14 protein-coding genes are annotated in these 25,679 nt (G+C 58.3%); 7 read left to right on the top strand and 7 right to left on the bottom strand.

The features are described 5' to 3' along the window. Window positions 1-500: 500 nt before the first annotated feature. From QA596_02495 to QA596_02470, 6 genes are all read left to right on the top strand, one after another. Window positions 501-4,751: a T9SS type A sorting domain-containing protein gene (locus QA596_02495; GenBank protein ID MDG5766320.1), complete on the top strand. Its 4,251-nt coding sequence runs from the start codon at window positions 501-503 to the stop codon at window positions 4,749-4,751. A 167-nt stretch (window positions 4,752-4,918) separates the two neighbouring features. Continuing rightward, window positions 4,919-7,090: a T9SS type A sorting domain-containing protein gene (locus tag QA596_02490; protein MDG5766319.1), complete on the top strand. Its 2,172-nt coding sequence runs from the start codon at window positions 4,919-4,921 to the stop codon at window positions 7,088-7,090. Window positions 7,091-7,175: 85 nt separating this feature from the next. Continuing rightward, entirely contained in the window at window positions 7,176-7,331 is a 156-nt protein-coding gene (locus QA596_02485) for a hypothetical protein (protein ID MDG5766318.1), read from the top strand. 25 nt (window positions 7,332-7,356) lie between these two features. Next, window positions 7,357-8,598: a hypothetical protein gene (locus QA596_02480; protein ID MDG5766317.1), complete on the top strand. Its 1,242-nt coding sequence runs from the start codon at window positions 7,357-7,359 to the stop codon at window positions 8,596-8,598. Continuing rightward, on the top strand, window positions 8,595-9,056 hold the full coding sequence (locus QA596_02475; protein ID MDG5766316.1) for a lasso peptide biosynthesis B2 protein: 462 nt from the start codon (window positions 8,595-8,597) through the stop codon (window positions 9,054-9,056). The genes QA596_02480 and QA596_02475 overlap by 4 nt, the downstream gene beginning before the upstream one ends. Before the next feature lie 240 nt (window positions 9,057-9,296). Continuing rightward, a complete protein-coding gene (locus QA596_02470; protein MDG5766315.1) occupies window positions 9,297-10,457 on the top strand; it encodes a GAF domain-containing protein in 1,161 nt (386 codons plus the stop codon). Between the two features lie 125 nt (window positions 10,458-10,582). Here the strand turns inward: QA596_02470 and QA596_02465 are convergent, their stop codons facing one another. The 5 genes from QA596_02465 to QA596_02445 form a co-directional block, all read right to left on the bottom strand. Then, entirely contained in the window at window positions 10,583-11,788 is a 1,206-nt protein-coding gene (locus tag QA596_02465) for a nucleotidyltransferase family protein (protein ID MDG5766314.1), read from the bottom strand. 31 nt (window positions 11,789-11,819) lie between these two features. Further along, window positions 11,820-11,957 (bottom strand): hypothetical protein, encoded by a 138-nt coding sequence (locus QA596_02460; protein MDG5766313.1) that lies wholly within the window; start codon window positions 11,955-11,957, stop codon window positions 11,820-11,822. A gap of 77 nt (window positions 11,958-12,034) precedes the next feature. After that, window positions 12,035-14,962 carry a T9SS type A sorting domain-containing protein gene (locus QA596_02455; GenBank protein MDG5766312.1) on the bottom strand — a complete coding sequence of 976 codons (2,928 nt, stop codon included), beginning with the start codon at window positions 14,960-14,962 and terminating at the stop codon, window positions 12,035-12,037. A gap of 875 nt (window positions 14,963-15,837) precedes the next feature. Then, on the bottom strand, window positions 15,838-19,671 hold the full coding sequence (locus tag QA596_02450) for a chitobiase/beta-hexosaminidase C-terminal domain-containing protein (GenBank protein MDG5766311.1): 3,834 nt from the start codon (window positions 19,669-19,671) through the stop codon (window positions 15,838-15,840). A gap of 256 nt (window positions 19,672-19,927) precedes the next feature. Further along, a complete protein-coding gene (locus tag QA596_02445; protein ID MDG5766310.1) occupies window positions 19,928-20,158 on the bottom strand; it encodes a hypothetical protein in 231 nt (76 codons plus the stop codon). Window positions 20,159-20,214: 56 nt separating this feature from the next. On the opposite strand from QA596_02445, the gene QA596_02440 reads away from it, so the two are divergent. Continuing rightward, a complete protein-coding gene (locus QA596_02440) occupies window positions 20,215-20,496 on the top strand; it encodes an HPr-rel-A system PqqD family peptide chaperone (protein ID MDG5766309.1) in 282 nt (93 codons plus the stop codon). A 38-nt stretch (window positions 20,497-20,534) separates the two neighbouring features. Here the strand turns inward: QA596_02440 and QA596_02435 are convergent, their stop codons facing one another. After that, window positions 20,535-22,400 (bottom strand): ABC transporter ATP-binding protein, encoded by a 1,866-nt coding sequence (locus QA596_02435; protein ID MDG5766308.1) that lies wholly within the window; start codon window positions 22,398-22,400, stop codon window positions 20,535-20,537. A 171-nt stretch (window positions 22,401-22,571) separates the two neighbouring features. Continuing rightward, window positions 22,572-25,490: an endonuclease gene (locus tag QA596_02430; protein ID MDG5766307.1), complete on the bottom strand. Its 2,919-nt coding sequence runs from the start codon at window positions 25,488-25,490 to the stop codon at window positions 22,572-22,574. Between the last annotated feature and the right edge of the window lie 189 nt (window positions 25,491-25,679).

Here is a 25,679-nt window from a genome sequence, read left to right as displayed (position 1 = left end):
GCGCAGATTAGTATGTGTCGAATAGCAAACCTGAATCAGCGGGGGTCACCGTTTCGTCCGGAAGCGTCGGCAAGGCTGGTTTCCGCTTTTGTTTTCGCGCTGTTTCCAGCGTCTGTCGTAGTGTCCGTACCACTGTTCAAGTGCCAATCTCCTGTTTCGAATGATGAATATACGGTGAAGGTCAACCCAATGCTTGTTAGAATATAATAACGTTTTCTCCGCAATATCAACGGGTTCCAGTATGTTTACGCTCGCCACCTGCCTCTCACCGCAGCACCCGGAATTCCTTAACAAATTCTAATTCAAAACAGACGGTCTCCTCCTCCTGTAAATCCACTTTATTTCATTGTTATACAGTAACTTGAAGCACCTGCACCGAATCACGTCCGCGATTTGGCGCACTCCTCTTTTTCTGTCTAAATTTATTACCCATGTGTAAGCGCTTACAGACTAGTGCATCTATCTGTTTATAATCCCTGTCACCAAATCCATCCAACGTGATGAAGCATTTTTTACTGTTCGCAGCCCTGGTCACCGGACTCCTGCTTTCCACCCATACCCTTTCACCCGCTCAACCCGGCGACCGCACCATGATGCAAGGTTTCTACTGGGATGTCTCCCCCGGCGGAGTCTGGTACGACTCCCTCTCCTACTACTCGGTGGAGCTAGGGCGTGCCGGTTTCGACGCCATCTGGCTGCCCCCGCCCAGCAAGGGAGGCGGCGGAAGCTTTGATGTCGGCTATACCCCCTACGACTATTATGACCTCGGAGAGTACGACAGCCAGCCCGGTGACATCAGCCCCGGCGACGGGTCCGGCATCCCGACCCGGTACGGCACCCGCGCACAGCTGGAACAGGCCATCAGCGACCTCAAGGACGCCGGCATGGAGATCTACATGGACATCGTGCTCAACCACCGGTCAGGCGGCATCCTCGAAGACAACCCCTACTCGAACTTTTACACCGACCGCAGCGGCGGCTCCCTCTTCTCTCCCGACGGAGATTCGACCTATACCGCTTTCCCGCTTACACACGGTTCAGGCCGTATCGCCTGGCCCGCCGGCGAGGGCGGCGATTTCTTTTTCCCGAACGCGGTCCGCAATCAGAATAACACCGGCGACTTTTTTGCCGACAACCAGATTGCCGGCTTCCATCAGATGTATATCAATAATTTCGGCTACCAGAACGCCCTGCACGATGGCGACGGCTCCACGCTGCCCATGGGCGACAGCCTGAAGGTCTGGGGCGACTGGCTCACCACTACTCTGGACCTCGACGGCTACCGTTTTGATTTCGTCAAGGGCATCCACCCCGAATACCTGAAAAACTGGGTGGAGTATGGTGCCAACGCCGGCCGCTTTCATGTACACGAACTGTACGACGGCGACATCGGCCGCCTGATAACCTATCTGGACCTGCTCTCCGGCACCACCAAAGAGCCCGCCATATTTGATTTCAACATCCGCTTTGCCTACAAGGCATGGTCCGACAACGGAGTGGACTACGACATCCGAAACCTCCACACCAGCGGCCTCTACAACCACGGCGTACCCTACGAACAGATCGTGCCATTCGTGGAGAATCACGATTTCGACCGAAACGATTATACCGGTACCGACAACCACTACGGCCACGCGCCCATCATAAACCAGAAAAACCTGATCTACGCGCACATGCTCACCCACCCCGGTTTCGCGCAGGTCTGGTGGCGTGACTATTTCTATTACGGCCTTCGCGATGAAATCAATCTGCTGATGGCCATCCGGCAACAGTTCGCCTCCGGCGGTCATCATATTCTCACTGCCCGGGGGGATGTGCACTGGCCCGGCTTTCAATCCACCGACGAGCGGCAGGTCTACGTGATGCAACGGGACGGAACCGACGACTACACCGGCCTGATCGTCGCCATCAACAAGCACCCCGAGTTTAATATCGGTGTATGGGTGACCAACATCCGCGACGACTGGCGCAACAGGCAGCTGGTTGACATCACCGGAAATGTGAGCGATACCCTGACCGTCTTTGGCGACAGCCGTGTGCTGATACCCACCCGGTCGAACTCCTATTCCATCTTTGTGCCGGTGGATTATGACTTCGAACTGGATACCGGTGTACGCCTGACCGGCCTCAGCGGCCTGCATGCCGAGTATCTGACAGGCGAGGAGATTCTGGCCGGCGCCGACCTGGCGAGCGATGCCACTCTGCAGCAGGAGGTAACCGTAGCGCTGACCGTAACACGGGAGTCCGGGCAGGGCAAGGCGGTCAGTACCGACTCCAAAAGCGGGCATTCCGTGGTTCTGAACAACACCGAAATTGTCCATACCGATACGGTGACGGTGAACCTGGGCGGCGGAGAGCAGCGCAACGTCTCTTTTGACGGATTTTCGCTGGATGACGCCGACACGTATACGGTCACCGCGCAGCTGGTTCACCACGGCAACGGCGAGCACACCTCCGCCTCCGAAACCATCAGCGTGCTGGATCCCTCCGAGGCACCGCCCGTCCGGGTGAACGGACGCCTGAACGACCCCGGGTACCGGATGCTGGCCTCCCGCCTGAACGACAACCTCGGCTTTGGCGCCGGCAAAACCGTTGACGCCCTCTATTTCTACGACGACGCCGATTCGGTCTATATCGGCGTTGACGCAACGCTGGTACTCAGCGACAGCGACGCCATCGGCATCATGCTCGATTTTTCGGAACGCAACGGTGTGGCTCCGGGTCAGCCGCTGGGCGGTGTGCCGGGGGCAGCGGGCTTCCTTGCCGCTTCTGGGAATCAATCGCCTGAAGGCTACCCATCCGGCTCCTTTACCATGGATTTCGAGGTGGATTTGGGCATGACCCTCTACGGCGCGCCCGGTCCGGACGGCGTAGGGCGACGGGTAGTGCTCTCCATGGCCGACTACAGCGGTGCCGTAAATGGCGCGGACGCCTCCGGCTTTCTGGTGCTCCCTGCGTCGGATGGCGCCGAAGACGGCGGAGGTTCGGTTACGGGTCCTGCTGCGGCGGATGTCTTCCCGGCCGGGTCTGTCACCTACGCGGTGCTGAACAGCGGCAATGAGCGGCAGGGCTACGAAATCGCCATTTCCAAAGAGGCGCTTGGGCTGGACGGCCTTCCCACCGTGAGTGTGCGGGGCATGGCGTTCATCGTATCGAATTCGGGTTTCTTTTCGGATGTAACCGTCCCCGGGTATCTCGACGGAAACGCCGGCTTCGGCGCGCGGCTCCACGAGGCCGATGGCGGACCCTTTACCGGTCCTGCGCTGCAATTTGGGGAAAGCGATGAGGCCTTTATGGTGGCTCTCACCGGCACCCCCGGTTTCCGGATGCTCTCCGCTCCTGCGGAGGTCACCATGTCGGCGCTGCTGGATCCGATCTGGACCCAGGGCCCGCTCAATTCCAATGTCCCCGGGGCAGCCGAATCGAATGTGTTTGTATGGGATGAGACATCCGGCGACTGGACGGCGGCCGATGATCTTGATCAGACCATTGCCCCGGGCACCGGTCTGCTGGCCTATGTATTTGAAGACGACGACCCCAACGATTCCGGTTCGCACTACGGCTTTCCGAAAATGCTGGCCGTGACCGGAGCGGGAAATACCGCGGACCACACCGCCGACGTGAATGAAACCGAAGACGGATGGTCGCTGCTGGGCAACCCCTACAGCGCCCCGGTCCGGTTCGATGACCTGGGCCGCACGGGACTCTCCGATGTGGCCTATGTCTGGGATGTCAATTACGACAGCGGCATGGAACAAACCGGGGAGAATGATCCCGGAGCCGGAAGCTGGCGGACCTGGTCGGGTGGTGTCGGAGCCGGTGACCTCTCCGACGGTATCATCGCTCCGTTCCAGGCCTTTTTTGTGCATAATGAGGCGGGAGGCAGCGCTTCGGTAGCGTTTCATGATCAGGCTCGAACCAGCGGCGGGTCGTTTCTGGGGAAACAGGCGGACAGAGACCTGGTGCGGCTGGAACTCAGCGGAGAGGGAATGCGCAACTCCGCCTGGTTCGGATTTGGTCCGCAGGGCTCGCTTGACCGCGTTTACGGCGATGCCTACCAACTGATGCCCATGTCGGTGCAGTACGTCCTGCTGGCCGGACAGAAAGGCGACGAGCTGCTGGACATCAGCGTGCTTCCGGATCCGGGATCGCTGACGGACCGCAACGGGCTTCGGTACCCGCTTCATGTTGAGGCGTCACAACCCGGCACCTACACCCTTACCGCCACCGATGTGCAGCTCGGTTTCCGGGATGGGCTTTATCTGGAGGACCGCCGGACCGGGGCGCGTCTGCCGGTGGTCGGCGGCATGGAATATGAGTTCACACTGGATGGGCCTGCCGCCAAGGCACCCGCACGGCCGGATGCGCGGCCTGCTCCCTCCGGTCCACAGAAAGCTTCCGGGCATGACCTCGCTGCTGCCAACGGACCTGAGCTGTATCTCACGTACGGGTCTCCCCTTCCCGCCGAACCACCCTCCGGATTGCCTTCAGAAACGGCTTTGTCACAGAATTACCCCAATCCGTTCAATCCGGTCACAGTGATCCGGTACGAACTTGCGGAAAGCGGTCCGGTGAGCCTGACGGTTTACGACCTGCTGGGACGGCGGGTCAGCACGCTGGTCGGTGAGACCCGGCAGGCTGGGCGCCATCAGGTATCGTTCGACGCTTCCGGACTGTCGAGCGGCATCTATATGTACCGCCTGGAAGCCGGAGGAATCACCCTCACCCGGCAGATGACGGTCGTCAAATAGCCTTGCGCCGCCTCGTGACCCGGCCTCGCGGGGCGGCCCATTGCAACAGAACTTCGGGTCTAACGGCGCAGCCGACCCACAACGAACTTCCGGGCCTGCTCAAAGGTTGCGGTATCCCGGCCCAATGAATTAGCTGATACGATTCCAACACACAAACCACGATCCTCATGAAACATGTAATACCATCCAAATCCATTCTTACGCTGCTGCTTGCTGGCTTTCTGGCCTGGGGTACGGCGGATGAATCGAGTGCACAATTTACCATCGCAGAAGATGAAGCGGCCAATTACTCGGGCTGGACCAACGGAAGCAACGAAGGGTTCGGTTTTGGTGAGTGGTCTATCACTTCCGGCGACGGTACTGGTTCTGCCGGTGCCTTCACTGGCGATCCCGGTGACGCCGATATCTCCGGCCTCGGTGACCCATCATTTGCGCTGTTCGCAAATCCGGACGGATCCGGCGCGTTTGTCAACGCCGATCGGAGTCTGCAGCAGCCCCTCTCGGTCGGACAAACCTTGCAGTTCGACTGGGGGGTGAACTGGGATTCCGACGGTTCCGGGAACAAGGGATTTAACCTGTACGTCGGGGGAACGGGCGGAGACCAGGTCATCAACGTCAATATGGGTGGTAGCGCCACGATCACCATCAACGGCGATCCGATGTTCGAAAATTATGGTACCCAGGCCATGACCATCCACATCGAACGGACCTCCGAAACGGAACTGCGCATTCATGCCACGGGGCGGGACGGTTCCGAAAGCTATGACCAGACATTTACGCTGACAAGCTCTGCCGTTGACGCGTTCCGGTTCTATGCTTCGGATCTCGCCTCAGGTGATAACCGCCAGCCCTATTTCAACAACTTTCTGGTAACGGCCAGTGAGGTTTCGGTCGCCTTGGACGGTGCGGAGGGCTACCGGCTGCTCTCCGCTCCTGCGGAGGTCACGATGTCGGCGCTGCTGGACCCGATCTGGACCCAGGGCGCAACAAGCGGTGGAAACAGCAGCGAAGGATCTCCCAATGTGTACACCTGGAACGCCGATGCTGCCGGCAACGACGCGACAAACTGGAACCCGCTTGCAGATCTTACCCAGAACACCTCTCCCGGAACCGGGTTCCTGGTATATGTTTTTGAGGACGACGACCCCGGAGTGGAGGGCGTCAGCGGAGGCTTCCCCAAAACACTTGCCGTTACCGGCAGTGAACCGGCAGAGGCGGTCACTCCCGACATCAACAGCAATGCGGATGGATGGTCGCTTGCCGGCAACCCGTTTGCCGCTCCCATCCGGTTTGCCCAGCTCGATAAAACTAACCTGACCGATGTTGTCTATGTCTGGGATGTAAATGACGGTGGCGGCGCGAGTGGTGGCAGTGACGTGGGGGCAGGAAGCTGGCAAAGTTATTCCGAGGGTGCCGGAACCGGTGACCTTGTGGATGGTGTGATTGCCCCGTTTCAGGGGTTTTTCGTCCATAGTGCCGGTACCGGTGGTTCCCTCACCATCCCCCTTGATGCCCGGGGCAATGGCGGCGAGTTCATGGGCAAACAGCAGCCGGACAACCGGATCAGGCTCGAGTTGACCGGTGAGGGCATGCGCAACTCCGCCTGGCTCGTATTTGGTCAGGGCGGATCCATGGAGCAAGCCTACGGCGACGCACATCAGCTTATGCCGCTGAGCTCCGATTACGCTCTGATTGCCTCCGAGAAAGCGGGAGATCTGTTCGACATCGGGATGATGCCGCTGCCTTCGACTACCGCGGATAAATCGCTGGAAATCCCGTTGCATGTGGAAGCCTCACTCCCCGGAACCTACACCATCACCGCTACCGATGTGGATGTTGCGTTTGCGGAGAGTCTCTTTCTGGAGGATCGCAGCCTGGGCATCGTCAAACCGATCTCGCCCTCCTTCTCTTACGAATTCACCATCGAAACCGGCGCAGTGGCCAGGCGTACCGTTTCGCCTACCGCTCTTTCCGGAGGCGAGTTGGCCAAGGCCGAAGCGGGTACCGCAACGGAACGGTTTTATGTAACGGCCGGTTCGGTTGCCGATGCCGGGGAGGGCGGCCCGGCGTTGCCGCATCGGACGACTTTGTCACAGAATTACCCCAATCCGTTCAACCCGGTCACGGTGATCCGGTACGAACTTGCGGAAAGCGGTCCGGTGAGCCTGACGGTTTACGACCTGTTGGGACGGCGGGTCAGCACGCTGGTCAGTGAAACCCGGCAAGCTGGGCGCCATCAGGTATCGTTCGACGCCACCGGACTGTCGAGCGGCATCTACATGTACCGCCTGGAAGCCGGAGGAGTCATCCTCACCCGGCAGATGACGGTCGTCAAATAGCCGCAGCCGAACCATTCTCCAATGCCATTTTTCACACTTTGACGTATATTACACCATGAAATCACAAAAAATGAATCGAGATTTAATGAACGACAGCAAAGCAGCAGATGCAGGTCGGCGCAACAGCGATGCGCCCGTCCGAAAAGCCTGGAAGAAACCGCAGATTGTGGAGGAGCATTTGAGCCGCACCGAAGCCCAGGCCCCACCGATGCTGCCGAACGCTCCGGAGCAGGTTTCCTGACACCGGCGGAAAATGTTTTCTGCACATGTCACAGCTGGATGCCCAACCCGATCGAATGACCTGTAGCGGTTCCGATGAATCGCAGGAAGGCTCCTTTCCGCAGGATTTGCCGCGCGATTTCCGGGGGTATCGGCTGTATGGCATGCGGGTGCTGAGTCAGTATCCGTTGTCGGAACACGGCATCAGGCAATTGCCTGGTGCCGGTTGCTCCGATGATGCTTCGCCCCGGCAGCATCCTCATCCTCCCGACATAACCATCACTTACAGGGGTATTGTGCCCAGGGAGACCGACGATCCCGCCAAAGCGGATCCGCCGCCCGATGCACTGGGCCGCGTGTGGGCAGATACCGGTAGCCACCGGATGCTGCGCTTCTACGGGCGTTATGGCCATACAATAGATTTCCTGATCGATCCCGACGGCAGCGGGATCCAGGTATCCCAAAGCTGGCCGGAGTGGCGCGACACGTTCTTCGGCCTGGCCAACGGTGCCATAACTGCAGCGCTGCACCTCAAAGGATTCCGGGCGCTGCACGCCTCTTCGCTGATCGCCAACAGCCATTCGTATCTGGTGATGGGGGTGAGCGGCGCCGGCAAGTCGAGCCTTTCGGCCGCCCTGGCCGCGGAAGGCATGGCGATGCATTCCGACGATATCGCCATCCCTATGGAGGCCGGCACTGTCGCCATGAACATAAATGGGACGCCCCGCCCCTGGGAAGGACACGCTCCTCCCCATATAGCGGCGGGATATGGGCGCATCAAAATCTCCCCCATGCTTGCCGAAACGCTGGGGCTGCCGGGCGATGAACTGGTTCCCGTGCAGGCGCGGCGTTCTGATAACGTGTTGCCGCGCAAGACCGGGATTGCAAGCCATCCCCCTGAAAACCACGTGGCCGACACTGAAGAGGATACCGACTCCGCCAATACGGAACTCTGGGTTTCGGCACATCTCCTTCCCGGGGACTTCCACCCCGACCCGGCTCCGCTGGGCGCCATACTTGTACTTGGAAATCGCCGGACCGGACTCTCTCATCCCGTCATCGAGCCTCTGCAGGGCATGCCTGCGGTAATCGCGTTGTCCAACCATTTCTACGGGCGCGACTGGCTGCAGCCTCCCTCACCGCAGGATCCGGAGTTTTGCCGCCGTCTGGCGGAGCACGTTCCCGTCTACCGTATTACCATGCCGGACGACCTCTCGCTGCTGCGCGCCTCGGCGCGGCACATCATGACGCGTGTGATGGAACCATCCCGCCCGGAGTCGCCGTCATGAAACCAGGGGGCGTCATACCGGCCGTTTCGCAATTCCTGCGAAAACCCTTCGCCGAACAGCGGATCTATGCGGAGGCGCTGCTGCTGACGGCGATCTTCCGCTTTATGATCCTGTTCCTGCCGTTTCGGGTGCTGCTGCGTTTCCTGGGCAAGACCGTTGCGGTGGAGGATAACGGACATGGCAGTGCCGCTATCAGCCCGGAGGTACTGCCTGTCATCCGGGCCGTGAAGGCCGTGAGCCGTCGGGTGCCCTGGGACAGCAAGTGTCTGGTGCAGGCTTCGGCCGGCAAGATCATGCTGCGCCGGCGCGGGATTGCCGGCATCATCCACCTGGGGGTGCGCCGCGACCTGACCAGGAGCAAAGCGATGAAGCCGCATGCCTGGCTCACTTCCGATGGACAGGTGCTGCTGGGCGGCGGCCGCCTGGATCAATACGCGGAGGTCTCCAGAATACGCTGAGAAGACGTTCCGATTTATCCCTTTTCGTGAGCGAACGTGATGCGGAGGGATGAACCCAGAGGGGAAGCCAATCCGGTGCAATACGATAAATAATCGCCCTTAAGTATTTCCGGACAGAGCCGATAACATTATTGTAATAGAATATTTATATTGGCCCAGGTTGCACGTTCAAGCATATCCAGAGACATGTCAGGCATAGCCAGGCCCCGACCCGGCTATCGAATAAAATATCAGGTACTTATGAGTCAGGCCAAAGAGTCCCCGGCGCGCTACGCCAGGGTTAAAATTGAGGGTTCAAAGCACCTTGTAACAATTCCGGTATCCTACAACAAACCGGAAATTCCCGAGGCGGTTCAGCAGAAGTGGCAGAAACTGATTGACCTTACCGCCGAAATTATCGGAGTTCCCGGCGGACTCATCAACCGCTTTACCTCCGAAAACCTGGAGGTGGTCGTGGCCAGCAGCTCCGATGAGAATCCCTACACCAACGAAGCCTATGACACGCTGGGGATCGGCATGTTCTGCGAATCGGTGGTCGGAAAAAAACAGCCGGTCATCGTAGAGAACACCGAAGATTCAGATTTCTGGCGGAATAACCCGCATGCCGAATTCGGCATGAAATCCTACCTCGGCGTGCCCCTTGAGTGGCAGGACGGACAGCTGTTCGGCACGCTTTGTGTACTGGACAACAAGGCCAACCCCTACTCCCAGACTTTCGTGAAGCTGGTGAATCAGTTCAAGGAACTCATCGAAACCGACCTGCAGAATATCCTGCTTATAGAGGAGCTCAAGAAACGGGTCAGCTACCAGGAGATTCGCCTGCGGGATGTGCACCACCGGCTCAAGAACCAGTTCAACACCCTGATCAGCTATATCAGCCTGCGGCTCATGGATGACGCGGACCGGCCCATGGATGAGCTGCTCAATGACATCACCCACCGTATCGAGGTGATGGTTTCGCTGCATGACGAAGTGTGCCGCTCCACGGATCTGGATGTTCCAGCCCTTGACACCTATATCCCCATGCTGTGCCGGGCCCAGATCAAGGGGTACTCCGATATCGCGCCTGAACTTGTGTTTTCGATTGAGCCGTTGCAGCTCTCCATGCAAAATACCGTAACGCTGGGACTCATCGTCTCCGAACTGGTGTCCAACTCGCTGAAGCACGCGTTTTCCGGGGTGCGGGATAAAAAAATTGAAATCAGTCTGCAGCGAACCGACGACGGCCTGATCTCACTGACCTACCGCGATAACGGCCATGGCCTGCCGGACGGATTTGATCCGGCCAGGGTGACTTCCACCGGCATGACCCTCATCCGGGGATTTACTGCCCAGCTGAACGGAACTATGACGATGAAATCCGGCGCCGGAGAACCGATATCATTCACGTTTGAGTTGTAGTGGAGGGTGTCCGGACCTCGAGTGTGATGATGTAGCCGGCCGGTTTTTGTAAATGCACCGATACCATCTTCCCGAAGGCTTTGTTGTTAAGCGGTGAAGCGTTGCAATCCCCGCAAAAGCTGCGCTTACTCCATCATCCAGTCACGGAGCCTGTTTTTCCTGTCGACGATGCCGGTAAGGGTTTTGTCTCCCCGGTAGATGCGGATCGTTCTGAGCGCGTATGTTGCCATGAGTCTGCCGAACCGGTCCAGATAATAGTACCACATCCATGGGGAGCCGGGCCTGACCGGGTACAGGCCTGCCATCCGTTCCTGTGACGGAAATACCTGGCTCCAGATAGTCCGGATTTTGTCACGGATGCGATTCTGCCGTATGGCTTCCGCCAGCGTGGGCGGCACCGAAGCCGCAAGCTGTTTTTCTGTGAACAGTTGTTCCATGGCGATTTGGCGGATTTCCGCGGGGTCCGGTCCGTTTTTCGGCTGAAGGGATTCAAGCACATCTTCCGGCACCTCCGCCCCGGTGAGTTCCCGTGCCATGGAGAGTGCCATCCAGACGCCCTTGTCCCAGCGATACGCTTTGGCGCGCTGAACCAGGGTCATCCAGTCGAGCCGTTCCCGGTCATGCCGGATCACGGCGGCGATGTCGCAGAACGGGCGCAGCCCGAAGGAGAACAGATGCTGGTACGAAGTATGAAGGCACAGATGGAGCAGGCGGTCAATTGGACAGAGAACCATGGCCGGCTTGCCGTTGACGGTGATGCTTTCGGCGCGCTCCCACAGCGGTTCCGGATCGATATAATAGCTCCGGCCGGGCCTGGTGATGTTCCAGTGCAGCTCAAGCACCGCCACGCCCTTTTTCATGAGCGGTGCCAGATGATGGCTTCGGCGCACCTGTTCATCGACCCGTACGGGCAGGTCGGCGTGGTAGCCCAGGCTTTCGGCCAGACGCAGCGCTTCGGGCAGGTGGTCGGCATGGAACATCAGGTCCATGTCGTTCATTTCCCGCATGCCCATGCCGGGGTACACCTCGTGGGCCAGCCAGATGCCCTTCAGCAGTATGACCGGGATGCCGGCCTTTTCCAGTTCCCCGAGGTAGGCATCAAGCTCGGCGAAAAACCGGAGGTTGTTGCGGGCCACTTCACGGACATAAGGCGCAAGATGCTCGCGACCGTGTTCCGGGGCGAGCCGCTGATGGAGCAGCGGCACGACCCGGTGTTCGACGGCGAGTTGGAACAGCTGCTCCCTGCCGGCCGCATCCAGTCCGTTGAGGCGGGTTTCCGGATAGCGGCCGGGATCCTGGTGCAGCACATCAAGAAACACCTTGTCCATCATGGCCGGAGGCCCCGGTAAGGGGCCGGATCAATCAGGAGACTCCCTGATCTCCGGGAGAGTTCGGCAGCATCGGTGGCGGAAAATCTTCCGTGTTCGTGAATGAGTCCTCGATTACTTCCGGCTTGCTCCAGGGACGCTTCTCGTCGGTTTTCATATCTCTGTTTTTCATCTCGAAAAAATTTTGATTTGTAATGTCAGATAGAATGACATTCAATATTATTTAAAAGGTTGCGGGATCCGGGCCAGTTACTTGACCAGGGTCATGCGCCGTGTGAGAGTATGGCTGCCGGCTTCCAAACGGTAGATATAGATACCGCTGGAAAGCTCTGAGGCGTCAAAAGAGACCTGATAGCGTCCCGTGGATTGCCTTTCATTGACCAGGGTGGCCACTTGCCGTCCCAGCAGGTCATAGACCGCCAGCCGGACATCACTGTTCTCCGGCAGCGCGTAGCCGATTATTGTCACCGGGTTGAACGGATTGGGATAATTCTGTGCGAGTTCAAGGGCGACGGGTACTTCGCCGGGCTGATCGGTATTCAGCGGTTCACCGGCCACGATATAGAGATCCGGGCCTGCGGCGTTATCGGCTTCCGCCAGGGCGGTCATCGGCCGGGGCTGCAGCGATTCCGGTCCCTCTACCGGCCGTTTCGCGGCGGGCACTTCGATGTCAAACGAATACGTCATCCCCTGCTCAATGGGGATTCGCTCGCCGCTGCGTCGATTTTCGAGCATGAGCGGCATCTGGAACGCGAGATCCACATCGGTTGCCGTGATGGTGTAGGTACCGGAGCGGGATGCCTGCACACGGAGCGGAATCTCAAACGACTCCTCCGGTTCGGGCAGTATGCTGATATCGAACAGTGAGCCGGCCTTTTCGGTGGCCAGTATCGCGAAGTCGGCAGAAAGCGGCGCGAGCTGCTGCGCGTCGCCGTACACCCGTTCCAGCGCGCCATGCTCTCTGAAGCTCAGCCACGTGGAGTTGCGCATGCCGCTGCCTTCCAGCTCCAGCCGGACGATATCGCGGGAAGTCTGCTTGCCGAGGAAACCATCCGTGTTGCCCTGTTTTGCCGCCTCGGTGAAAGTGACCGTTCCTGCTTCAGTATCGTTATTCTGGACGAAGAAGCCCTGGAACGGGGCGATATGTCCGTTGGTGAGTTCACCGCCATTACCCGGCCCTGACCACGTCTTCCAGCTTCCGGCTCCAGGGTCGGTTTCGCCGGTTGCATCAACGCCGGTCTCGTCGTTCACATCCCAGACATAGGCAACGCCGGTGAAGTTCTCCATGTCGAGATCATCAAAGGCAACGGTTTCGGCAAACGGATTTCCCAGGAGTGTGAAACCGTCGGTATTGCTGTTGATGGTGGGTTCAACCGATGCCTGATTTTCAATACCGGTTACCGACAGCGTTTTGGGGAAGCCGCCGGTGACGCCTTCCTCGGTGGGATCGTCGTCCTCATACACATATACCAGGAAGCCGGTACCGGCACTTACGGTCGTGTTGCCGAGATTCGTCACGGCATTCCAGTTTCCATCGCCTCCGTCGGTGGCGGTATTATCCCACAAGAAGACGGTTGGACTGCTGTTCGGCGCATCGGCATCGTCGGCGCCCTGGGTCCATATCCCGGACAGAAAATCGGCGAGGTTTACTTCCACCGGGGTGGAAAGCATCCGGAAGCCGGTCGTGCCGGTGAGGGTGAGGGTCTTTTCCGCAGGTTGAATATCGGCAAGAGAACGCGGGGCAAGGTTGAGCCCATTATTGTTTTCCTGTATCACACCGGTGATATTTACCGGTACTGATGGGATAGTACTACCGGTAATATCCGACTCGCCGAATACATTGCGGAACAAACCGTTAAACCCTTCAATACTTGGATCGGTAATATCGGTAGTGAATCCACCACCACCAAACGCATCACCATCATCTTCAAATTCAACAGTCGCTACGAGCACCAGTCTCGATTGATCATCCGAAGTCAGATTATCCAGTGTGCGTATGACCGGTGTAACGATATTTTCTGTTGAAACCGGTGCGCCAGGATCAAGGGCCGGAACCAGTTGAAGTTGTTCCTGGAACACACCAAGTGTACCAACCAGTTCGGCAACATTATCTCCTGCATTGTATGATGTGGAGATAACTTCGCCGATATCATCAATCTGTATCCCGTATCCGGAGTTGTCCTGAAAGAATTTCGTGTTTCGGAAATCGGTTCCGGCGGTAAATGTAGCTTCGTTGTTCAGCCGGAGGAGTGTTGAACCATCGGCGGTCTGTGAGCGAAGCGCAGCTATGTCGGCGACATTAATAGGAAATATATATTCAGCAGTAGTGACATTCGTGGTTTCGGCACCGTCGATCGCTATCGCTTTCAGAGTGATCGGCCCGTTACCATCTGCAAGAAGAATTCCCTCGGAATGGTCATATTCGTCACTTTCGCTGTCGGGATCTTCTCCATCAAGCGTGTAGAAGACCGATACCGATGACTCATAATCCTCATAGTTATCTACAAACACGGTTTGATTTTCAAAATAGGTGCCCGCTGCAAGGTCAAATACCGGGTCATCAAGTGCCGGTTCCACATAAGTTACCGTCTCTCCATCAATGCGGACATCGTTTATTCTGAAATCACCACCTCCGCTCGTTGATCTTGAGCCATTGTCCCAGCCTTTGACACGCACCTCAACATCGGTCAGATTTGTAAAGCCGGTTAGCGATTCTGAAAACTGATCCTGTGCATTTGAACCAGAGTCAAATGTGGCAACTTCCTGGCCATTGATTTCAACCGTAATTGCCGATGGCCCTGCTCCCGTTGTTCGCCATTCGAAGGAGATATTGCTCAGGTCGAAAGCGAAAGTCTCATCGGCATTGATATCAAAATAGAAGTATTTGGCGTCTTCTTTATTTTCAACACTCCATCCACCGCTTCCCTGGGCATAGGGTGTGCCGGATCCACTCCAGGTGCCAGCGGTGCCAAATGAGATATTGCCTGAACTGATCTGAAAATCTGATGTAGTAGCGTTTTGTGGTTCTTGATTTGGCTGAACCGACTCTCCTGTAAAATGATAAACAAGAAAAATTGGTTCTAATACTTCCCCACTTAAAGAAACGGTTTCATCCAATTCACCACTAGATATTGTGATATCCCCCGAGTAGGTGTCAATTGACAAGTCAGCAACCAAACGTACATATATATTAGTTGTTCCGACCTCTCCATCGACTTCGTTCAAAACGATTGGATCAGAAACAAAGCCATCGGATTCACTTTCAGAAATTTCAAAATTAGCTGGTGGTGATATAGAAATGTCATTGACTAGATTAGAACCGCTAACAGTAAATGATTTTGGGTCAGAAGGACCCGATCCCTCTGTATAAGCCAGGTCTGAAACTGTTGATACTGATACTGAAATTACCGGCTCTTCTGTTGAAAATCCTGTCCAGGATATTTCACCTATTGAAACTCGGTCATCAGACCCGCTAGGTTGCCCTACTTCGACCGTTACATTTCCGGCGATATTTACATCGCTAAGTGTAGTAGTCTGTGGCTCATCGCTATATGGAACCGTTCCAACCTCTACTCCATTTACTTTAACTGGAAGTGTTCCACTAACACCATCAAAAAAACGTTGAGTTGTAATTGTAATATCTCCAAGCCCACCACTATATATCGGGCTAAGGATGGTTCCATTTCGAATCAAAACAGAGGTACCAAACCCATCAATAGGTTGATCAATTCTTGAATCAAAAGATTGCCACGTACCACCCTGATCACCAGTCCATTCACGATCCCTGTATTGACCCACAGGTTGACCATCATCACCGGCATTTCCGAATGTTTCAGTTACCTGCGCTTCTGCACTAAATGTCAAAGCACCAATAAAAACCACCGCCAACATCGCTGTCAGCCATTGTGAACTGCTGCATTTTTTTTTCATAAAGCCTTCATTTGGTTTGTCTGAGTTGTATTGCCTTGCTGCCGGCCCGTACCCTCTTGCATGATAGCCATTCGGCAGGGTACGGGTTGTGCTGTTTGATTGCTATCTGTACTACTGTGATACTATTTCACCAGCATCATCTGGCGTGTGGCGCTCTGTCCCGCCGTTTCCAGACGGAACAGATAGATTCCGCTGGAAAGCGATGCTCCGTCGAAGGTCACCTCATACCAGCCCGAGCCGCGGATGTCGTCCACCAGCGTTTCGATGTGTTGCCCCAAAGAGTTGTAAACCGACAGGCGTACATGGGTTTGCTCAGGGATGGCGTAACGGATCTTTGTGGACGGGTTGAACGGGTTCGGGTAGTTCTGCTTGAGCTCGAACATCTCGGGCCGGTCCACACCGGCAATACCCGTCGGCACTACCGTCGTGAATTCCCACGCCGGACTCCAGTCGCCCTCGCCGCTTTCGTTCACTCCACGGACCCGCCAGAAGTAGGTGCGGTCGTGACTGAGCTCATCCGGCAATGTGTAATTGGTCTCTTCCAGACCCGCTACCATCACCTCCGGGGTGGCGAATCCGTTGTCGGATGCGACCTCAAGCTCGTAGGTATCCGCCCAATCGGCTTCTTCCCAACTGAACGGGGGCTGCAGCGCGATGCTTTCGGCCCCGTTCTCGGGCATCAGCAGCACTACCGGCTCCGGAACAGGTATCGGAGCGTCTTCGGTCGTGAAACTCCATACCGCGCTCCATTCACCCTCGCCGCCTTCGTTGACCCCGCGAACCCGCCAGAAGTAGACGGTTTCGTAGTCCAGAGATTCGGTCAGGGCGTATTCGGCAACCTCCAGACCGGCGGCCTCGGCCACCAAATCGTCAAAGTCCGCGTCGGACGCCAGCTGCATCGTGTAGCTGGCGGCGTCATCGGCCGCCTCCCACGCAAATTCCGGCAGCAGGGAGACATCCACCGCGTCATCGGCGGGCGAGCTCAGCGCAATCGCGCCCGGCGCCGGGGGCGGAGGTGGTGGCGGCTCCTCTTCGGTCGTAAAACTCCATACCGCGCTCCATTCACCCTCGCCGCCTTCGTTCACACCGCGAACCCGCCAGAAGTAGGTGGTCTCCCAAGCCAGGGATTCGGTCAGGGCGTATTCGGCGGCCTCCAGTCCGGCGACTTCGGCCACCAGATCGTCAAAGTCCGCGTCGGACGCCAGCTGCATGGTATAGCTGTCGGTGTCATCGGCCGCTTCCCACGCAAATTCCGGCAGCAGGGAGACCTCCACCGAGCCGTCTTCGGGGGTCAGCAGCAGCACCGGCTCAGGCACCGGTTCGGGATCCTGGTCGGCCGGCTCTTCTTCGGTCGTAAAGCTCCACACCGCGCTCCATTCGCCGTCGCCGCCGTCGTTCACACCGCGAACCCGCCAGAAGTAGACGGTTTCATAGTCCAAAGAGTCGGTCAGGGCGAACCCGGCAGATTCCAGTCCCGGGGCCTCGGCCACCATTTCGGCAAAGTCCGCGTCGGTCGCCAGTTGCATCGTATAGCTGTCGGCGTCATCGGCCGCCTCCCACGCAAATTCCGGAAGCAGGGAGACCTCCACCGCGTCATCGGCCGGCGCGCTCAGCGTGATTGCGCCCGGCGCCGGGGGCGGAGGGGGCGGCGGCTCCTCTTCGGTCGTGAAACGCCACACCGCGCTCCATTCACCCTCGCCGCCTTCGTTCACCCCGCGAACCCGCCAGAAGTAGGCGGTCTCCCAGGACAGAGAGTCGGACAGGGCGTATTCAGCGACCTCCAGATCGGCGGCTTCGGCCACCAGATCATCAAAACCATCGTCGGAAGCCAGCTGCATCGTATAGCTGTCGGCGTCATCGGCTGCTTCCCAGGCAAATTCCGGAAGCAGGGAGACCTCAACCGCTTCATCGGCCGGCGCGCTCAGCGTAATTACGCCCGGCGCCGGGGGCGGAGGGGGCGGCGGTTCCTCTTCGGTTGTAAAGCTCCATACTGCGCTCCATTCGCCCTCGCCGCCTTCGTTGACACCGCGAACCCGCCAGAAGTAGACGGTTTCGTAGTCCAAAGAGTCGGACAGGGCGTATTCGGCGGCCTCCAAATCGGCAGCCTCGGCCACCAGATCCTCAAAATCATCGTCGGACGCCAGCTGCATCGTATAGCTGTCGGCGTCATCGGCCGCTTCCCAGGCAAATTCCGGCAGCAGGGAGACCTCCACCGCCTCATCGGCCGGCGAGCTCAGTGTAATAGCGTCCGGCGCCGGGGGCGGCGGCTCCTCTTCGGTCGTGAAACTCCATACCGCGCTCCATTCACCGTCGCCGCCTTCGTTGACCCCGCGAACCCGCCAGAAGTAGACGGTTTCCCAGGCCAGCGAGTCGATCAGGGCGTACTCGGCGACCTCCAGATCGGCGGCCTCGGCTACCAGATCGTCAAAGCCCGCGTCGGAAGCCAGCTGCATCGTGTAGCTGTCGGCGTCACCGGCCGCTTCCCACGTAAATTCCGGCAGCACAGAGACATACACCGCGTCGTCGGCCGGCGAGCTCAGCGCAATCGCGCCAGGCGCCGGGGGCGGAGGTGGCGGGGGCGGCGGGGAATCGTCCTCGATATCGGCCAGCGACCGCGGACTCACATTCAGCCCGTTGCTGTTTTCCTGAATGACACCGGTAATATTGACCGGTCCGTCGGGAATGTCGGCTCCGGTAATATCCGACTCGCCGAACACATTGCGGAACCATCCGTTGAACCCGGAGATACTTGGATCGGTGATATTTGTACTGGTCCCACCGCTACCAAATGTTCCGCCGGCCTCTTCAAACTCCACATTCTCAATCCACACCAGCCGCGCCTGATCCGACGCACTCAACTGCGACAACGTACGCACCACTACCGAAGGCTCATTGCCCGTGGACACCGGAGCGCCCGGATCCTGCTCGGGCGTAAACTGAAGCTGCCCCTGGTATACACTCAGCGTTCCGACCAGTCCGTAGACATTGTCACCCGTACTATATGATGTAGTGATGGTACCTCCGGGATCGTCGATCTGTATCCCGTAGCCGGAGTTGTCCTGGAAAAATTTGGTGTTTCGGAAACCGGTACCTCCCGTAAACGTAGCCTCGTTGGCCAGCCGGTACAGCGTGGATCCGTCGGAGGTCTGCGAACGCAGCGCCTGGATATCAGGGACATTAAGCGGAAATGTGTACGTGGCGGAAGCGACCTGACTCGGATCCTTCTGACCCGTATCGTCAAAGGCGCGCACTCTCAACTGCACTACCCCGTTGCCGTCGGCCACGGTAAAGGGACCGGTATAGGCCTGACTGCTCTCGTTGGGCGTGGAGCCGTTGGTCGTGTAATAGATAGTCTTGTTGCTGCCGTCAACATCCAGTGTGACGGTCAGATCTTCAAAGTAGGTTCCCGACGACGGCACAATGGTGGGGATGGCCACCTCCCCGTCTCCGGCCGCGGGTTCGCCGGAAATAACCACATCGCGAAGACGCTTGCGGGACGGGCTGTCCGGACGAATCCACCGTATCCTTACATTATCACCCGATACGTTAATGGCGGTCGGACCGCTGGTGAGATAGGTAGCGTCGGTCGGAACCGGCGAATCAAATTGCTGGGCGGTCCAGGTGCTGCCGCCGTCATTGGACACCTGCACGGTGAGCGGCCCGTCGCCACCCGACCCCCACTTGGCGACATCAAAGGTAAGCGTGACATTCTGATAGCCGGAAAGATCCAATACCGGTGTAACCAGTTCTGCAGCAATATCATCGAACCGGGCATACCCTCCGGCGGGTTCCTCAAACGAGATGTCCGGATGGGTCCACCCCGACGGGGCCGATCCTCCGCGAAGGCTCTCGTTCAGTATTTCCTGCGGTTGCGCATGTGCCATACCGCCAATCATCATGAACAGGGCAAGCAGCGCTATACCCCCTGTTGAAAATAGCCTGTACTTGTGTTTCATGGAATCACTTCAATTGATAGAAAGGGATCGTGGTGTCATGGAAATTATTATCCTGCCGGAACAACACTGACAGGTACTGATTTTGCGGCAAAACCTGGTGACACTGAAAACAAACCGCACCGGACACGTGTTAGTCATTCTTTTCTCCGGCAATGGGTTGGACTGCGCAATGAAACTGACCTCGTGGGTTTCGCTGCATGATATAATACTGATTCAAAATTGCTTGGCGACAGATTACCAATTATGAAACAGGGGTTCAAATTAAGAAAACTTTAAGCACCCGGAATCCGCCCCAGCCGCCCTCAAATCCTTTTTTTTCTTCTGATTTTTTTTCGGCGCGGTATTTTTTGGATGGAATCGATACTTTTGGAACTGCCCGGATTGTGATACCGCAGCTTGTCCCGTTGTTCACGTGACCGTATGCCTTGATTTTCAGGAAGGCCCATTCCGGACGCCGATTTGACAAAATCGTATCCTTTTCAGGCAAGCCTTTTTCGGGCACCGATTTTACAACACCGTACCATTTTCACACTCTGGAATGCCATGATGAATCCCGACACCAAAGTAACCCGGTCCGACAAAGCCCTGGGCACCCCTATCGACGACGAGCTGGTCATGTTCGACTCCGGTGCCGGCAAGTATTACGGCCTCAATGAAGTAGCCACCGAAATCTGGCGGCATCTGGAGCAGTCGATTACCGTGGATGAGCTGTGCGCGCGCCTCACCGCCGACTTCGACCTGTCGCGTGACGAGTGCCTGGCGGATGTGCTCCCTTTTCTGGAAAAGCTGAAGGAACGGGGTCTGGTGAAGGTTTCCGACGATTAGGCTGTACGCTCCGGCGCGCTTCTCCGAATGCTTCCCTTTCACTTCTCCCTGTAATCGGCCTGATCCCGCAGCGACGGTACCGAAGCCATCAGCTCCTCAAAGGTACCCTGACCCGCCAGACGCCCCTCTTCCAGCAGGAAGATACGGTCGGCATTGCGGATCGTGGAAAGCCGGTGCGCCACCAGCACAATAGTCACCTCTCCCCTTAGCCGGCGGATGCTTTCGTGGATGAACTGCTCGGAGCCGATGTCGAGAGCGCTGGTCGCCTCATCCAGAATGAGGACAGCAGGACGGCGGTAGAGCTCCCTGGCAATGGCAATACGCTGTTTTTGTCCGCCGGAAAGCCGCACGCCGCGGTCCCCGACCAGGGTATCGAGTCCGTCGGGCAGCTCCTCGGCAAACTCCATCACATACGCCTGTTCGGCGGCTTCCAGGGCGCGTTGGTCGCGGTCGGCCTCTTCCGACCAAAGGTGGATGTTGTTGGCGATGGTATCATCGAAGATGACGATCTCCTGCGGCACAAAACCGATGCAGCTGCGCCAGGAGTGCCGATGGATGCGCTGGTGAGGCAATTCATCCACATAGAGCGTTCCCTGCTGCGGTTGCAGCAACAGCGTCAGCAGGTCGACAAGCGTCGATTTGCCGGAGCCCGACGGACCAAACAGGGCCACCGTGCTGTGAGCCTCAATCTGCAGCGAGAGGTTGCGCAGAGCCGGCTCTTCGCGTCCGGGGTAGGTATAGGCGACGTTTTCGAGGCGGATGCTTTCGCTGAACTCTTTGAGGCGGACCTCCCCCGGCGCTTCCTGCCACTGCTCCGCCCGGTCAAACTCCTCTTCCACAATTTCGAGTCCGCCGATCATGTTCATCACCTGCTGCCAGGAGGCCTGGATCGCGAACACATGTCCCATGGCGCGGTGAATCAGCAGCAGCGATACCAGTATGGGAGCGATGGGTGCCTCAAACACAGAGATCTGCAGAATCACGATGCCCAGGACCAGCAGTATGGAGACCGGCTCGCGCACGGACGATGTGAAGGCGTGCGCGATCTGCTGGTTGCGGTAATACCCGGTGAGCCGGTGGATGCTGCCGGCGGCCTTGTCACGGAGCCTGCCGAACCGGCCGGTGGCGCTCACCCAGGGAAACGCGTGCAGCGTCTGCACCAGAAAGCTGTAGAGCGTGGAATACTCGTCGGAGGTCTTGCGGGAGAGGTTTTTCGCGTAGGCATTGAGACGGCGAAACAGCAGCAGGATGAGCACACCCGCCACGGCCGCCATCAGCGCGAACATCCAGGAGATCAAAAACGCGAACAGGAAGTAAATCGCACAGATGATGATCTGTGACAGGAACTTCTTGAACGCTTCGAACGCCTGAAGCAGCCGGTTGATCTGCACGGAGATGACGTTGATGAAGTGGCCGGTGTTGCGGCTGGTGTACCAGGCGTAGTCCATGGTACTGTAGCGGTCCAGCAGCCTGCTCTTCATCTCCCTGAGCAGGTCGGCGGTGAGCACCGCCTTGTAGCTCCCTTCGCCGAAGCGGATGAGGCCCTTGACCACAAACGCCATCGCGATAAACAGAAGGATGCCGGTCATGGATCCCGAGATACCGAACAGATCCAGGAACCGGACCAGCTGCCGGGTGACAAAGGGGGCATCGGCCGGAACTTCGCCTGCACCGCCGGCCGAAACCTCACCGGAGGCGCCGCCGGGTACATCCGCGGCGGAAACGGCGGAAGCTCCTCCCGCTCCCGGAGAATCCATCAAATCCAGCAGCGGGAGCAGCAGGGCGATACCCAGCGCCTCGGCCGATACGGCCAGCGCCGTGAGCAGAAACACGATGTACAGGCGGTTTCCAAGATGCTTCCTGAAAATCCGGAGGTAGCCGATAATTTCTTTGAGCAGCGTCAATCGAAAGCCGGTAGTGGGTGGATGGAGCCACGGTTAGCGCATGGCGACAATCCGTGATCACCATAATAGTACGCGATCACAGGTATCATCATCCGCGATCGCCGTGATGGTCCGTGGTGCCGGTGGAAACGTTCGCAATATAGCGCCGCGGCCGGAAAATGACCAGCCGCACTATTTGACGATCGTCATCCTGCGCTGCACCACCGTTCCGGCGGCTTCGAGCCGGTAGAGGTACACTCCGCTGGAGAGCCGCGAGGCGTCGAAGGTTACCCGGTGGCGGCCCGCCTGCTGCGTTTCGCTGACCGGCATCGCCACCCGGCGCCCGAGCAGGTCATAGACCGCAAGCCGAACCGGTCCGCTCTGCGGCAGTTCGTAGGCGATCACCGTGACCGGGTTGAACGGGTTGGGATAGTTTTGATGCAGCGTTACGTGGTCGGGCAGCTGTCCGTCGCGGGAGTCGGCGTCCGTTGGCGCTGCAAGACCCGCATGCAGTACGAAACGCGGTTCCCCGTCATCGGGGTGGAAGGTTTCGGTCTCCGTGAAGGTCCATTTACCGGACTCTGCAATCGCGATCAGCTCGCCGGTGAGGCGGTCTTCCAGGGTTAATTCCAGATCAGTGGAAAGATTCACCGCGCCTTCCCAACGTAGCTCGAATTCTCCCGACATGTCACTGCGCTCCAGCACTATGGGGATACTGAAGCCGGTCTCGCCCGGTGTTCGCGCCAGCTGGGCCATCTGCCCTCTGTGGCCATCCTGAAACGCAATTACCGCATGGCGGCTTTGCACGCCATGGCCCCGGCCGAGCGGCGGGAGCTTGGGCATGTCGTAGGTCCGTGTTGCCGCCCCCTCCGGCAGCAGTACCAGCGACAGGGCGTGATCGACCGTCCGGTAGCCGTCACCGGCATCGGTACCCGACAGGGAGAACCGGATGTGGCAGGCGCCGTATTCCCCGGCATCCGCGATTCCGGGCTGTTCCGGGTTGATCGCGCCGCTCTTGCGGGCCACCGGGCGCCCTTCCATGTTGTGATGGACGGCGTCGCCGCCATAGGTCAGCGGGGTGTCGCTATTGCCGGCATCATTGACTCCGTCAATCCGGAACCGCACACGGTCGGCTCCGTTCGGCTGAACCACGAACCCCTGCCATGCGGAAATCGGTTCGTCGGGATCCGGGATGCGGTAGGAACCGAGTCCGCCGCCGGCTTCGGGATCCCAAACCTGCAGGGCCGTAACCTGACCCGTTTCGTTGCCCTGCGCATCCAGGTAAACAATGGACGAGCGATCAAGGGAGCGTCCAAACGGGTTGCCCAGCAGATTCCAGCCGGGTTCAAGCGTGATCTCCACATCGGTTTCATGGGCGCCGCCCTCCGCTTTCAACAGGAAAGGAAACGCCTTCGAGGGACCCTGGTCGGTGTTGAAGAAATACCAGATGAAGCCGGAGCCCGGTGTGATTTCGTCATAGATATCCCTGGGCGCGGCCCACTCCCGGGCATCACCATTGCGCGCAAACAGAAACAGATTGGAGCCTGAGCCATGTTCCAGACCGGCCCCGGGAAAGGCGACCTCGTAGCATTCGTCCAGTCCGGTGATGCCCTGCACCCGGTTCTGCAGGGCGAGGTCGCACCAGGTGACGCCGCCGGCCGGCATACTCATCATGCGCCAGCCTCTGTAATCGCTGTCGATATTGATCCGGAACACCCCGGCGGGATCGGTCGGCTCCTGTTTCAGTTGACCGCCGACGTGCAGCTCGTTGATGCTCATGGTCCCTGCCCCGGATGATGCCTCCCACCCGTAAAGCCGGAACTCCAGTTCCCCGGCTTCCTCTTCCGGCGGATGAAAGGTGATTTCGCGCTGGTAATCGCTGGTGCCGGTGAGGGTGCCCGACTCCAGTTCCCGGAACTGGCCGCCATCCACCCGGTAATACCAGGCAAACTGCCGCGGACCGGTGGCCGAACGCAGCAGGGTATAGCGGAAAGAGGCCGGTTGCGACAGATCCATCAAACGACTGCCGGAGGTTATGGTGAAATGGGCATAATGGCTTTCGCTGCGCTCCGCCGATGCGGGCCACTGCCGGCTGTTGAAGCGTGAGGCCCCCGTATTGCAGGAGATGCCTTCCCGCTGCATGGGGGACGCGTTCACGCGGTTGTCCGGTATCACCGGATCCGCGTTTTCGTCGCCGCAGCCCGAGCCGCCTGCAAAAGTGAAGGTGACCAGGAATTCGTCCGGGTCTTCAAGGTCGTGACCGTCGGAGGGATCCCACTGTTCGTAATTCTCGAAATAGGCGCGCCGGATGAGGGTGGTGTCGATGACAAAGGGATTGGGCTTGCCGTCCTGCACTTCGGCCACCTCCATGGTCCAGCCAACCTCTTCTTCATTCACCGGATCGATGTTGTGGTAGCTGCGCAGATCATCCATCTGCAGATAGAGATAGTTGGGGTCGGCGGAACGGGCCTCATCCGGGTACATCGTGTAAAAATAGAACATGGCGCGGGCCACATCTCCCTTGAACCCATCCATCACTTCAAAGCGGGGAGGCGAAGTGCTGCGGGTGCGGCTCCATTCGGACAGGTCACCGTCGGGAATGGATGTCTGTGACACGTTGCCGCGCCACCAGCGAGTGACTTCCGCCGGCTCCAGAAACGTGAAGGGGTAGTTGCTGCGGGAGGTGTTGACATCCGCGCGGATCGGCCGGAGATGGTGCAGATCCACCCTGGCGTTCCCGCTCCCGGCACCCATCGACTGCGGCCAGATGTGCTCGGTATTCCACCCCTCCTGCTGCGCGAAAGCGCGGGCAGTGAGGCCCGAGTTGGGATTCCAGGTGATGCGGTCGCCGCTGTATACGCAGGTAAGGGTATTGTTTTCGTCGAGATGAACCACACCGAACATATGGTCACGCGCCTGGTCGTAGCCCGACATCACATAGGAGGGCCGGTAATGGACCCGGAGGCTGTCCACCAGTTCGTTGCCCGTAAGACCCGGAAAGAGGGTCTGGTGCTGCGCCGCCGCCGGCCCGGGCACTGTGGCATACAATGAAGCCACGAGTACCGGAATGAGCGCCTTGAGTAGTACTGCCCGGTTGCCTGACTTGTTCATAAAGGTACCGACTGATGGTCATGGAGGGTGGGCATCAACCGTGTTTTTTCCGGAGATACCGTTTGGTTTTTTAAGGTACCAAATTGTGACTTCTCCGGCAAAGCGCGAGGGGTCGGAACTTCTCTTTTTGTGCGGCATTCCGGCAGGCCGTGACGGTAGCTCTTTTCTGGCCTCGCATTAATCCGTACC

The organism is Balneolales bacterium ANBcel1 (genome assembly GCA_029688905.1).
GTDB lineage: Bacteria > Bacteroidota > Rhodothermia > Balneolales > Natronogracilivirgulaceae > SLLW01.
The sequence above is the reverse complement of the archived record's forward strand: the minus strand, read 5'-3'. Positions and strand labels throughout refer to the sequence as shown.